The sequence below is a fragment of the uncultured Ruegeria sp. genome, from assembly GCF_947489545.1.
Lineage (GTDB): Bacteria > Pseudomonadota > Alphaproteobacteria > Rhodobacterales > Rhodobacteraceae > Ruegeria.
This window is the reverse complement of record NZ_CANLDZ010000011.1, coordinates 47,231-59,861: the sequence shown is the minus strand read 5'-3', so window position 1 is coordinate 59,861 and position 12,631 is coordinate 47,231. Positions and strand designations below refer to the sequence as shown.

General features: G+C 57.7%; 14 protein-coding genes. 6 read left to right on the top strand and 8 right to left on the bottom strand.

The window, feature by feature from the left end; all coding sequences use genetic code 11:
* The first annotated feature begins 97 nt into the window (after positions 1-97).
* From Q1B13_RS15485 to Q1B13_RS15475, 3 genes are read left to right on the top strand one after another with little or no spacing between them, the layout of a single operon-like run.
* Positions 98-841: an SDR family oxidoreductase gene (locus Q1B13_RS15485; protein WP_299082046.1), complete on the top strand. Its 744-nt coding sequence runs from the start codon at positions 98-100 to the stop codon at positions 839-841.
* A complete protein-coding gene (locus Q1B13_RS15480; RefSeq protein ID WP_299082049.1) occupies positions 838-1,446 on the top strand; it encodes an enoyl-CoA hydratase/isomerase family protein in 609 nt (202 codons plus the stop codon). The genes Q1B13_RS15485 and Q1B13_RS15480 overlap by 4 nt, the downstream gene beginning before the upstream one ends.
* Positions 1,443-2,180, top strand: coding sequence for a VOC family protein (locus tag Q1B13_RS15475; protein WP_299082052.1), 738 nt, complete (start codon positions 1,443-1,445; stop codon positions 2,178-2,180). The genes Q1B13_RS15480 and Q1B13_RS15475 overlap by 4 nt, the downstream gene beginning before the upstream one ends.
* On the opposite strand, the gene Q1B13_RS15470 is transcribed toward Q1B13_RS15475, so the two are convergent.
* A complete protein-coding gene (locus tag Q1B13_RS15470) occupies positions 2,181-2,477 on the bottom strand; it encodes an HNH endonuclease (protein ID WP_299082055.1) in 297 nt (98 codons plus the stop codon).
* A gap of 48 nt (positions 2,478-2,525) precedes the next feature.
* Here Q1B13_RS15470 and Q1B13_RS15465 point away from each other — a divergent pair, with 48 nt between their 5' ends.
* Positions 2,526-3,716 (top strand): TIGR03862 family flavoprotein, encoded by a 1,191-nt coding sequence (locus tag Q1B13_RS15465; RefSeq protein ID WP_299082058.1) that lies wholly within the window; start codon positions 2,526-2,528, stop codon positions 3,714-3,716.
* On the opposite strand, the gene Q1B13_RS15460 is transcribed toward Q1B13_RS15465, so the two are convergent.
* The 5 genes from Q1B13_RS15460 to Q1B13_RS15440 all read right to left on the bottom strand — a co-directional run bounded on the left by Q1B13_RS15460 (position 3,713) and on the right by Q1B13_RS15440 (position 8,973).
* Positions 3,713-4,309, bottom strand: coding sequence for a glutathione S-transferase family protein (locus Q1B13_RS15460; RefSeq protein WP_299082061.1), 597 nt, complete (start codon positions 4,307-4,309; stop codon positions 3,713-3,715). The two genes, Q1B13_RS15465 and Q1B13_RS15460, sit on opposite strands and share 4 nt — an antisense overlap.
* A 71-nt stretch (positions 4,310-4,380) precedes the next feature.
* Positions 4,381-5,409: a DNA polymerase III subunit delta gene (gene holA / locus Q1B13_RS15455; protein ID WP_299082063.1), complete on the bottom strand. Its 1,029-nt coding sequence runs from the start codon at positions 5,407-5,409 to the stop codon at positions 4,381-4,383.
* The gene (gene lptE / locus Q1B13_RS15450) at positions 5,406-5,897 is read right to left on the bottom strand and encodes an LPS assembly lipoprotein LptE (protein WP_298937344.1); all 492 of its coding nucleotides are present in this window, start codon (positions 5,895-5,897) and stop codon (positions 5,406-5,408) included. Before lptE ends, holA begins: the two co-directional genes overlap by 4 nt.
* Positions 5,884-8,418 (bottom strand): leucine--tRNA ligase, encoded by a 2,535-nt coding sequence (gene leuS / locus Q1B13_RS15445; protein ID WP_299082065.1) that lies wholly within the window; start codon positions 8,416-8,418, stop codon positions 5,884-5,886. The genes lptE and leuS overlap by 14 nt, the downstream gene beginning before the upstream one ends.
* 72 nt (positions 8,419-8,490) lie before the next feature.
* Positions 8,491-8,973, bottom strand: coding sequence for a DUF3576 domain-containing protein (locus Q1B13_RS15440; protein WP_298937342.1), 483 nt, complete (start codon positions 8,971-8,973; stop codon positions 8,491-8,493).
* A 284-nt stretch (positions 8,974-9,257) separates the two neighbouring features.
* On the opposite strand from Q1B13_RS15440, the gene Q1B13_RS15435 reads away from it, so the two are divergent.
* Complete coding sequence (locus Q1B13_RS15435) at positions 9,258-10,199, top strand: porin (RefSeq protein ID WP_298937341.1); 942 nt, start codon at positions 9,258-9,260, stop codon at positions 10,197-10,199.
* A 102-nt stretch (positions 10,200-10,301) separates the two neighbouring features.
* Positions 10,302-10,961 carry a YggS family pyridoxal phosphate-dependent enzyme gene (locus tag Q1B13_RS15430; RefSeq protein ID WP_299082067.1) on the top strand — a complete coding sequence of 220 codons (660 nt, stop codon included), beginning with the start codon at positions 10,302-10,304 and terminating at the stop codon, positions 10,959-10,961.
* On the opposite strand, the gene Q1B13_RS15425 is transcribed toward Q1B13_RS15430, so the two are convergent.
* Together Q1B13_RS15425 and ribA are read right to left on the bottom strand one after the other, a co-directional pair.
* The gene (locus Q1B13_RS15425) at positions 10,945-11,445 is read right to left on the bottom strand and encodes a L,D-transpeptidase family protein (protein ID WP_299082069.1); all 501 of its coding nucleotides are present in this window, start codon (positions 11,443-11,445) and stop codon (positions 10,945-10,947) included. The two genes, Q1B13_RS15430 and Q1B13_RS15425, sit on opposite strands and share 17 nt — an antisense overlap.
* Positions 11,442-12,536, bottom strand: coding sequence for a GTP cyclohydrolase II (gene ribA, locus Q1B13_RS15420; protein WP_299082071.1), 1,095 nt, complete (start codon positions 12,534-12,536; stop codon positions 11,442-11,444). Before ribA ends, Q1B13_RS15425 begins: the two co-directional genes overlap by 4 nt.
* Positions 12,537-12,631: the final 95 nt, after the last annotated feature.

Here is a 12,631-nt window from a genome sequence, read left to right as displayed (position 1 = left end):
GTGGAGGGTATCGTCAAGGGGGCAAGGGGTAGACCAATTCCCCATTTACGCGGTACGGCTGTAGTTGATTTCCGAACCGACGGATAAGGAGAAGCAAATGCAAGGAAAAACGGTGCTCATAACAGGGGCCAGCCGTGGGATCGGGGCCGAGGCAGGGCGCGTTTTTGCCGCAGCTGGCGCCAACGTTGTCTTGGTCGCTCGTAGCCGAGACCAGATCGAAACCCTGGCTGTCGGGCTGGGTGACAATACCATTGCACTGGCCTGCGACGTCAGCGATTTTGCGCAGGTCGAACAAGTGGTTGCAGATTGCGTCGACCGTTTCGGCGGTTTGGATGTGCTGATTGGCAATGCTGGCGTGATCGAGCCGATCTTTCAACTGTCCAACGCGGATACCGAGGCTTGGAGCCAGGCAATTGATATCAACCTTAAAGGTGTCTTCTACGGCATGCGTGCGGCCCTGCCGGTTATGCGCGCCGCTGGGGGTGGCACCATTTTGACCGTGTCATCTGGCGCAGCATCGAACCCGGTTGAGGCTTGGAGTCACTACTGCGCCTCTAAGGCGGGGGCGAAGATGCTGACAGAGTGTCTTCATATGGAAGAAGGCCATCATGGGATTCGTGCCATGGGCTTGTCACCGGGCACGGTTGCGACGGATATGCAGCGGGTCATCAAGGCCAGCGGTATCAATCCGGTCAGCCAGTTGGACTGGGAGGATCACATTCCGGCAGACTGGCCAGCGCGCGCGCTTTTGTGGATGTGTTCCACGGACTCAGACGCGTATCTTGGCACGGAAATTTCGCTCAGACAGGACGAAATCCGCAAGAGGATTGGGTTAACGTGATCGAACTTGAGCAGAAGGACGGCCTTTGGACAGTTACGATCAACAACCCGGGAAAGGCGAACGCTCTGACCGGGGCGATGTTGACCGAACTGGCCGAAATCGCCGAAGCCGCGACTGAGGCGCGCGCGCTGATCCTGACAGGGGTGGGTAAGGTGTTCAGTGCAGGTGCTGATCTGGACGAGGCGCGCGCCGGGCTTGCGACTTCGGATGTTTGGGAGCGGCTGTCCGGCGCGATTGCGGCGCTACCTTGCCTGACCGTTGCGGCGTTGAACGGAACATTGGCGGGCGGGGCCCACGGGATGGCTTTGGCCTGCGATCTTCGCATTGCCGTACCGTCGGCCAAGTTCTTCTATCCGGTCATGAAGCTTGGATTTTTGCCCCAACCTTCTGACCCCAAACGTATGTCTGCATTGATCGGGCCAGCCCGAACCAAGCTGATCCTCATGGCTGGACAGAAGATCACCGCGCCAGAGGCATATGCTTTTGGTCTGGTTGACCGCGTCGTGGAGTCTGAAGATCTGATGTCAACAGCGCGACAGCTGGTGGCGGACAGCGTTGGCGCAGATCCCAAAATTGCAAGTGGAATAGAGGAGTTATGTGTATGAGACTTTCTGCCTTGCGGTTGCGGGTCTCTGACACTGATCGCCTTGCGCAATTCTATTCCGAAGCGTTTGGAATGTCCGTGCGCAAGGAAGGACAGACTTGCCGCATCGGATATCACGGCGAAGACGCGGATTTGCTTTTGATGCCCGGTGGTGGAGGCTATGCACCTGATCGCGGACAACGCTATTGGAAAATCGGTGTGACCGTGCCGGATGTGGATATGGCGGCGGATTTCCTGCAAGGGCAGGGTGTCGAGATCAGCGCTCCACAACAGTTTCTCGATATCGGGTATATGTGCCATCTAAGCGATCCCGAGGGCTTCGCTATAGAGCTGTTGCAGCACGATTTCGAAGGCAACCGCCCCGAACGGGGCGCTGATCCGGCCGCGCCGTTTGCGCAGGCTCGGATCGGCCAGATCACATTGCGAACCGGCGACATAGCTTCCGAAGACACGTGGTGCCGTGATCAGGGGATGACGCTTTTGTCGGTGCAGGACGTGTCGCCCTATGGGTTTGACCTGCACTTTTACGCTTTTACCGATGACACCTTGCCAAATCCTGATCTGTGGGCGGTTGAGAATCGCGAATGGTTGTGGCGACGCCCGTACACAACGCTGGAATTTCAACATGTTGCGGGTGCGGAGTTTGCGCCAGTGCCTGACTATCTGGGGATCGAGATCGAAGGCCTGCCAACACCGCTCAAGGACGCATTTGGTGACCCGGTTTTGCCGCGCTGATCACCGCCCGCGCCGTTTGCCAGGCACTTTCGACCGAAACCCAGGCGGGCGCTTGCGGACCCAGGCCAAGAATTTCTCAAGCCTCGGATGGGCTCGCAACGCGTCGATTGTGTTGAAGCTGCGGGCCAATTCCGCTTCTCTCAGTGTTGCGTGAACCTCTTTGTGGCAGATCTGGTGCAGCAAAACGGTGGGTCCGCCCTTGCCTCCTTTGAGTTTTGGGATCAGATGATGCAGGCTGCCAGACCCATCGGGGATCGGACGGTCGCAAAGCGGGCAGATTGGATCACTGTTTGTCATAGTGACCGCAAAATCACGCCAATGGGCGGCTAAGGCAAGAGGGCGACAATGGCGCAGGCAGTGGTGATCGGGGCAGGGCCAGCAGGTTTGATGGCCGCAGAACAACTGGCCAATGCTGGCCATTCGGTTGTTGTGGCCGAAGCCAAGCCGTCAGTTGCACGCAAATTTTTGATGGCTGGGAAGTCGGGTTTGAACCTGACCAAAGATGCGCCGCTTGAAACCCTAATCGCGTCTTACGATGAAGCCGCGGACTGGTTGCAGCCGATGATCGCTGCATTTGATGCTCAGGGGGTTCAGAACTGGGCCCGCGATCTGGAGCAAGAGTTGTTCACCGGCTCAACCGGTAGGGTTTTTCCCAAAGTGATGAAGGCGTCCCCATTGCTGCGCGCATGGCTTGCGCGACTGGGACAGGCGGGTGTCGATGTCAGAGTGCGCTGGCGCTGGACCGGTTGGGACGGCCAAGCGTTGACGTTCGACACACCGGAAGGGCCGCAGTCTGTCGTCGCTGATGTCGCGATCCTAGCCATGGGAGGGGCCAGTTGGTCGCGGTTGGGTTCGGATGGCAGTTGGGCCGAAATTCTGGCGGCTAAGGGACTTACTTTGACCCCGTTTGCGCCGGCAAATGCAGGCCTGCTGGTCGAGTGGTCACAGCATATGTCGCCACATTTAGGCGCGCCAATTAAGGGCGTTGCTTTACAGGCAGGGTCCGCGCAAACGCGGGGCGAGGCGGTGATTTCCCAACACGGGTTAGAAGGTGGCGGTATCTATACCATCTGCAAGGCGGTGAGAAAGGGCGCACCCCTGACCATCGATCTGATGCCGGACCTGACAAAAGGCGAAATCGCGACCCGCTTAAGCAAGCCCCGCGGTAAATCCAGCCTGTCTAACCACTTGCGCAAGGTGTTGAAACTTGGCGCCACCCGAACAGCTTTGCTGATGGAATTCGGTCGCCCGTTTCCGGATACGCCAGATGCATTGGCGCAAGTGATCAAATCCCTGCCTGTCCGACATGCTGGTCTAAGACCTATGGACGAGGCAATTTCGACCGCTGGCGGTGTTCCTCGGGCCGAATTGGATGACGGCCTGATGCTCAGGGCCGTGCCGGGTGTGTTCTGCGCCGGAGAGATGTTGGATTGGGAGGCCCCAACCGGTGGCTACCTGTTGACCGCCTGTTTTGCGACGGGCCGGTGGGCTGGCCAGTCCGCCGTCGACTGGTTGAAGGCCCAGAGCATCCGTTAGGACTTTTGCGCAAGTTCGGCCAATTTCAGGTATCCGGGCCGGTTCCGCATCTCTTTGCAATAGGCATTCAGCACGTCGGAATTCAGCGAAAATCGTGCGCCTCTGGCCCAGCTCATGCAGTGAACCAACAGGATGTCTGCTATGGTCATCTTCTCGCCCAGCAGAAACGGACCTTTGAACTGCTTTTCAAGGCGCTGAAGGTTGCGATCAAACTCCCACATTGCCGTTTCACTAACCTGAGGCGCGCGCTTGTCCTCGGGCAAGATAAAAGTATGACGTGCCGCGATCCACAGCACCGCATCCAACTCGTCCAGCATGGCAAAGAAAACCGAATCCTGTGCCGCGCGCTCGAGACTTCCGGCAGGATAAGTGAGCGCCCCATGCTTATCCGCCAGGTAGGTCATGATCGCCGAGCTGTCGCTGATCACCGCATCACCATCGACCAGCACAGGGATTTTACCCGACAGGTTCAACGCGGTGATTTGCGGATCACGCGGACCGGCCTTGACGTGTTCATAGGGCTGACCGATTTCTTCCAGCATCCAAAGAACGCGCGAGGCGCGGCTGGGGATGCTGCCATAGACCTTGTACATGCGGGGCTCCTGCTGAGTGGGACTGTGCCGAGTTTGGGGCAGATCGGGAAGGCGTCAAGCGAAACGCGTGTTCATCGCGAACGGGCGAGCATCGCCAATCGGATCATCGCGCGTTCGACCAGCGCCATAGCGGGTGCAGTCTGACCTGCCGACCGTAGCGACAAATCCGTATCGGTTAGAACCGTTAATGCGGTTTGCAGCTTGGGAGCACCCCAACCCTGCGCCTGCCGCAGAATCCGGTCACGTCGCTTGCCATAGACCGGTGGACGCAGCTTGCCGATCCCTTGGGCTGCACCACCAGGGTCAGAAGCACAGGCATAAAGTGTTCGAAAGTGCCGCGTGGCGCCGATGCACAACGTGACGCCGTTGGTTCCTTGGGCCTGAAGTCGTCGGATCATCGGCCCGATCTCTCCGGCCCGTCCTTCTGCGACCACGTTCAACACGTCATCCACCACCGCTTCGGTCGAACGCGGTGCACAGGCGTCAATATCTTCGATCGTCAGCTCAGAGGTGTCGCCGCGCTTGTAAAGCGACAGCTTCTCAATGGTTTGGGCGAAGTCCCCGGGGCCGAGGCCGACGGCCAATTCGCTGATCGCTGACATCGCGTCGTTTGGAATGTTCTGCACACCGGCTTGTGCCAGCACCCTCTCGACCTCGGCCCGTGATGGTGGATCATCATAGATCCCCACCGCATAGGTTGCCGGATGCGCCTCGAACGCTTTTCTGATTTTTGAGTTTGGCTTGAGCTGCCCTGCGGTCACGATAATCTGGGCGTCACCTGGCGACCATTCTTCCAGGGCCGCAACGATCGCTGGCGCGGCCGTATCGGTGGTATCTTCGACGAAGACGGCGCGGGGGCCTGGAAAGAAACCAACAGCTTTGACCGCATCCAGTAGCAAAGCCGGATCACCGCGCAGATCACCGCCGGGCATTCGGGTGAGGCGCATTTCTTCTTCAGCACCCGATCCAAGCAGAGCGGCCAGAACCTGCTGGCGTTTATGCGCGACCCGCATTGCGTCTGCTCCGTAGATCAGCAATCCGGTTTTGTTGGCGTCCGGCTTGGCGAAATATCCTTCAGCCTCGCGCGGGCTCAGTTTCATGCGGACAAACCTGGTGTGGCGTAGAGGCGGTTCATGATCTGGCTCGACAGAATCACCATCAGCCGTTCTTTCGCGTCACGCTCATCCGCTAATGTGGACACGGTTGATCCAGCAGCCGAATAGCCAACGAAATCGGTCACGTTACCTGATGCAACGATTTGTCCAGTCTCGTTGGAACGCAGCGAATATTGGGCGCTCCCGTCAATGGTATATCGGTTGGTTTCATTGGTTGTTGAGATGGCGGCGCCTCGGGTCACAGTCGAAACCTGCACATCCAGTTTGTATTCCGAGCCAGAGCTTGCGCTGCGGCCCAGCTGCTGTTCCAGATTTTGAACCAGAAAATAGCTTTCAACAGTGTTTGGGGCGGAAACCGCAACTTTTCCATACAGTTCTGAACCCGATCCGCCCGGGGCATACACCGGTTCAAAGCCGCAGGCGGCCAGCGCCAACGGCATCAACAGAAAGGTTCTTCGATCAAACGACGACATTTACGATCCGGCCCGGGACTACGATCACTTTCTTCGGCGTGGCACCATCCAGTGCCCTTTGTACAGCTTCGGTGCTGAGCGCGATTTTTTCAACCTCATCCTTTCCCAAATCCATGGGAATGCTGATTTCCGCGCGGCGTTTCCCATTGATCTGGATCGGTAGGGTGATGGTGTCATCGACCAACATGCCCTCATTGGCGACGGGCCATGGGGCAGTGACCACCAGCCCTTCGCCCCCCAGCATCTGCCACAGCTCTTCTGACAGGTGTGGCGTCATCGGCGACATCAGCTGCGCCAGGGTTTTGGCCGCTTCGCGTTTGGCGCCTGTGCCCGCCTTGGATTTCGCCAAAGTATTGGTAAACGCATAAAGCTTGGCGATCGAGGCGTTGAACCCAAAGGATTCGACACCCCCCGACACATCATGGATGGCTTTGTGCATCTCTCGCAGCAGGGTTTCGTCTTCATTGTTGGCCGGATCGTCCGAACTGACGATCTCGGACGCGATGCGATGGACCCGGCTTAGATGTTTGAACGCCGCCTCGGCACCGGCTGCAGTCCATTCTACATCCCGTTCCGGCGGAGAATCGGACAACACGAACCAGCGCGCGGTGTCGGCACCGAAGGCCGAGATGATGCTGACCGGGTCGACCACGTTTTTCTTCGACTTCGACATCTTGGCGGAGGGGATGATTTCGACCTCAGTGCCGTCAGCCAGTTTGCCGTCGGTCACGTCCTCGGGCAGGTGATAGACCGGGCGACCGTTGGCATCGCGGGTCTGATAGATCTCGTGCGTCACCATGCCTTGGGTGAACAGGGCATCAAATGGCTCGATCGCCTTTTTTGGCAAATGGCCGGTGATATTCATCGCCCGCGCGAAGAACCGCGAATACAGCAGATGCAGAATCGCGTGCTCGATGCCGCCGATATACTGGTCGACATTCATCCAGTACTCGGCCTCGGCCAGATCGGTGGGTGTTTCGGCGTTGGGCGCAGTGAAACGGGCGAAGTACCAAGAAGAATCGACGAACGTGTCCATCGTGTCGGTTTCGCGCCTAGCCGCAGCACCACAATTAGGACACTTGCAATCCCGCCAAGTTGGGTGGCGATCCAGGGGGTTGCCCGGTTTGTCGAAGGTGACATCATCGGGCAAGCGGATTGGCAGGTTTTCGGTCTTTTCGGGCACGACGCCGCAGGAATCACAATGCACAACGGGAATTGGACAGCCCCAGTAGCGCTGACGCGACAGGCCCCAGTCACGCAGACGGTACTTTGTGACACCTTCGCCCCAGCCCGCTTTCTCAGCGAAATCGACGGTGGCGTTGATTGCTTCCTCGCCCGTCGCCTCAGTCAAACCAGCGAAATGGTTCGCCCAACGGACTTTTTCAGTCTTAGGAGGCACAAAGGCGATTTTGTCGACCGGGGTATCGTTGTCCAAGGCGAAGAACGTATCGATCACCGGCAAGTCGTATTTGCGACAGAAATCCAGATCGCGCTGGTCATGAGCCGGACAGGCAAAGATCGCGCCGGTGCCATAGTCCATCAGGATAAAGTTCGCGATCCAGACCGGCAGTTCCCAGCTGGGGTCCAGCGGGTGCTTGACGCGGATGCCAGTGTCATAGCCCAGCTTTTCAGCTGTCTCAACAGCCTCCTCGGTGGTGCCCATTTTCCGGCATTCAGCAACAAATTCAGCAAGTTCCGCATTCTCGGCTTCAAGTTGCTTGGCAATCGGGTGATCGGGCGAGATACCAACAAAGGACGCACCCAGCAAAGTGTCCGGGCGAGTTGTGTAGACCGTGATCGGCTCACTTTCGTCGGTGCGATCAAACGAGAATTGCAGGCCGCGCGATTTGCCGATCCAGTTTTCCTGCATCAGGCGCACTTTGGCGGGCCAGTTTTCGAGCGTGTCGAGTGCGTCTAGCAGCTCTTCTGAATAATCCGAGATTTTGAAGAACCACTGCGTCAGTTCGCGCCGTTCGACCAAAGCGCCCGAACGCCAGCCGCGCCCGGCTTCGACCTGCTCGTTGGCAAGAACCGTCATGTCGACTGGATCCCAGTTCACGACAGCGTTCTTGCGATACACCAGCCCGGCCTGAAGCATATCCAGAAACAAAGCCTGCTGCTGACCGTAGTATTCGGGATCACAAGTAGCGAATTCGCGGGACCAATCAATCGACAAACCCAGCGGCTTCATCTGCGCGCGCATGTCCGCGATATTGCTGTAGGTCCAGTCCTTGGGGTGACCACCAATGGCCATGGCCGCGTTTTCCGCAGGCATTCCAAAGGCATCCCAGCCCATAGGGTGGAGCACGTTGTGGCCGGTTGCCAGCTTGTGCCGTGCGATCACGTCACCCATCGTGTAGTTGCGTACGTGCCCCATATGGATTCGACCGGACGGGTAGGGGAACATCTCAAGCACATAGTATTTCGGCTTGTCCGCCTTGTGGTTGGCCGTAAAGATTCCAGCCTTATCCCAGGCCTCTTGCCATTTTGCTTCGATTTCGGTGGCCGAGTAACGCGACATCTTGCGGTCCTTCGTGAATGAAAACGCCGGGCAGGAACCCGGCGTGGTCTTATTGTGAATTTCGTCGGGTTGCTAGAACTTGTTGTCCGCAATGCGCAGCTGGCGCGCCCGCGAAAGGATGGCGTCTTCGATCGCGCGGGTTGTCGCAGCGCTGACCGGGGCGCCTCCGTTAGACTGAAGAGCAACCGACAAAGACCGTGCGGCCAAAGCTGGATCGCTGACATGTACCGTGGCCCGATAAGACCGACCGCCGCCCGGAGGTTTGCCGTAACCTGTTACGATCACGCCAGTAAACGGATCAACCTCTTGCACTGGTAGAAAGCTGAGGACATCCAGTGAGGCCGCCCACAGATACCGGTTCACATTGGTTGTCTGCTCGGCGTTGCCGCGATCAAAAATGTCCCAGATTGTCGTTCGATCAGAATCGTTCAATTCACGTTCGTCGGAATTTCCCCCGACGAGGTTGGGATTGTACGTGGTGGTGCTTCGATTCTGCCCGCATGCCGAAATGGTGGCGGTCAGCATGATCATACCCAAAACTGTCGGCAGGCGCATTGTAAGCAGGTCCTGTTTCACTGATTGTGCGTTGTTGGTGGATACTCCTAGCTAAGGACCCCATCTGCAACAAGCCTATTCTTTTGAAATATCGGCCTACTGCGCGGAAAGGCAGGCAAAAGTGACTGTGGCATCCTTGCACCAATTTGACCCGAATGAGGCCGCCACAATTAGGCCAAGCTTGCACCCGGGGGGCAAAAAGAGCGAAACGGTGTCCGTGCTGAGACATATGCCGAGGTATGTGTCGAGTAGAAAACTGTTTAATTGAAACCGAGGGAAACAAGATGAAAAAAGTTCTCTTCGCAACGACGGCGCTGATTGCGACCGCAGGCGTTGCAGCAGCTGAAGTGAAATTCGGCGGTTACGGTCGTTTTGGTATTGGATACCTGGAAGACCGTTCGACAGATCCTAACATTAGCGACACCATTCTGGTTTCTCGCTTCCGTCTGAACATCGACGGCATCGCAGAAACCGACGGTGGCGTTCGCTTTGAAGGCCGTGTTCGTCTGCAAGCTGACGAAGACGCCGACACTGGTGAAGCCAACGCAGCTGGCCTGAACGGCGCGCGCTTCTCGGTCATCTACGGTGGTCTGCGTGTTGACGCAGGTAACGTAGCAGGTTCGTTTGACAACCTGGCAAACTACTACGGTAACGAGCCTGGCCTGGAAAACTTCATTGGTCAGTACTCTGGCGTTGACTACAGCTTCCTGTCGTACTCTTCGACCGGCGCTGGCGCAAACGCTGTGTTCTTCCAGTACGCCATCAACGACTTCGCCTTCGGCGCGTCGTATGACCAAGACTCTGGCGGCGAAGACAAGTGGGACATCAGCGCGACCTACACCTTCAACAACATCACCGCAGCTCTGGCCTATGGTCAAACTGACGGCGTTGGTGGTGCAGAGAAGCAGACCCTGACCGTTCTGACCTTGGGTGCAGAATTCGGTGACTTCTCGGGTACTCTGTTTGTAGCGGACGACGATGTTGCTGACGCAACACGTAACGGCACTGCATACGGTCTGTCGGCAGCCTACAATGTTGGCGCTGCAACCACTCTGACCTTCGCTTACGGTGACGGTTCGGCGGACGACGATAACCAGCAGTACGGCATCGGTGCCATCTACGACCTGGGCGGCGGTGCATCGCTGCGCGGTGGTGTTGGCCGCTCGAAGCGTGGCGACGGCGAAAGCCAGACACGGGCCGACTTCGGTGCCCAGTTCAACTTCTAAGTTGATCTGAACCGCAAGGTTTAAGGGCGGGTCTTCTGACCCGCCCTTTTCTTTTGCGCCGACATCGTGTTTCTCTGCGCCAAAGACAGATTGAGGAACGCCATGTCATTGCAAGATATCACCGCCCGCATTGCCAAGGCCGAAACCAGTTCCGGACGGTCTGATGGGTCGGTAAAGTTGATCGCCGTGTCCAAGGTGCAGCCAAATGAACGGGTCCAGGCCGTTCTTGAACAAGGGCACCGCTGTTTTGGTGAAAACCGGGTTCAGGAAGCCGCTGGCAAATGGCCCGCGTTCAAAGAGCAATACAGCGATATTGATCTGCATCTGATCGGCCCCTTACAAACCAACAAGGCGCGTCAGGCGATGGAGCTTTGCAACGCGATCCATTCCGTCGATCGTCCCAAGCTGGCAAAGACTTTGGCAAGGCTGGCGCAGGAGATCGGATCCTGTCCTGATTTGTTCATTCAGGTGAACACCGGAGAAGAAGACCAAAAGGCGGGAATTCTTCCTGCAGATGCGGATGGGTTTGTAGCGGAATGCAACGAACTGGACCTGCCGGTTCGCGGATTGATGTGCATCCCTCCGATTGATGAAGAACCGTCGCTGCATTTTGCATTATTGGCTAAGATCGCTGCACGCAACGGGCTGAAAGGTCTGTCCATGGGCATGAGTAGCGATTTCGAACAGGCCATCGCGTTGGGGGCGACCCATGTGCGTGTGGGGTCCGCCATCTTTGGCGAGCGGGTCAAACCGCAGGGATAATCAATCGTGTGCCCGGTACGATATGACGGGCAATCCAGTGCAGATGCTCACGTCGAAAAGCCACGCATCCTTCGGTAGGAAAGCCAGGTCGGCGCCATTGGTGCACAAAGATTGCCGAACCTCGACCCGCCACTGCGTTTGGCCAGTTCCAGTCGGTAATAAACACCAGATCATAAAGCGGGTCCGCGCGGCGCAGTTTTTCGTGGCTGTACGCGTATGGCGCCAAGACTAAGTGATTGTAATCTTTGTCGGACACATCGTCAGACCAAAGATCCCGAGGTCCGATGGCGCGCGCCCAGTAGTTCGGTGCTGCGATGCGGTCGGCCCGATACAACATGCCCGTGACACGGTGGACGCCTGTTGGGGTAGCCCCATCGCCCTCACGTTTGAAATTGCTCAATCCGCCCCTGCCGATTGAACAGGGGAAAAGCTGACCACGAAACCGAACACCATTCGGTGTCAGCACCAGATCATCGGGTGTCACAGCAGATGCCCGGACTTCGCCGCCTTGGTTGCCAGATACGCACGGTTGTGGGCGGTTTCGCCGACTTTCAACGGAACACGTTCGGTCACGGCGATGCCGGTACGCTCCATCATTGCAATCTTGGCGGGGTTGTTTGTCAGCAAACGGACCGAGTTGAACCCCAACGATTTCAGAATGTCTGAGCCGAGGCGAAAGTCCCGTTCATCATCTTCAAAGCCTAAGCGGTGGTTGGCTTCGACAGTGTCAAACCCCTGATCTTGCAGAAAATAAGCGCGCATCTTGTTTGCCAGACCAATGCCTCGCCCCTCTTGATTCAGATAGAGCAGGACGCCTGCGCCTTCTGATCCCATTTGGGCCAGCGCGCCTCGCAGCTGCGGGCCGCAATCACATTTCAGGCTGCCCATGAGGTCGCCGGTAAAACAGGCCGAGTGCAATCGCGCCAACACAGGCTTGTCCCGGTCCGGACGCCCGATCTCAACTGCATAATGCTCTTCCCCCCCGTCTTCGGGGCGGAAAACATGCAAACGTCCGGCTTCTGATACTTCCATCGGCAGGCGCGCGGCGACAACCTCGTGCAGCGCGCTGCGGCCCGCCAGATGAGGGGCAGCGCGGGTGTGATCAATGCATGTCAGACCGTGGTCTGCGGCGAATGTTTTGCCGTCCTCGACCTGAACCACGATCGCTGCGGGCAGAAGACGCGCAGACTTTGCCAACGCAATAGCAATACGGTGCAAGTGTGCGTTGCCCTGCCGCTTGGTCATCAGCGGTCCTTTCATAGGGGAACTTAGATCGTCCGACGGATCGGAAACGGCCTGAACCCAGCCGAGATCTGCATCTTCTGGAATCAAAACCCGCGCCAGATCACCATCATAGGCCCGTGCCTTGAGCGTTTCCGCTCGTCGTCCAGTGATTGTGACCACCGGTTCGCCGCCAAGCCTACGAAGATCGGCCAGGCGTTGCGGGCTGAGTGTTTCTGCCGAGGCAGCAAGCACGCCGAACCCGCTGTCGTCCGTCAGTACTACGGGTACGCCCATGCGCAGATCTGCGCGGGCTCGTGCAAGCAGTTCGGTGATATCTGGGATCAGACTCATCTATCTTACCCTGTAACGTTCAGCCCTTGTCCTAGCGCTTTCGGGGCAAAATGTGAAATATTTCCGCTGCCTTGGACACGAGGGCGTGAGCGCGT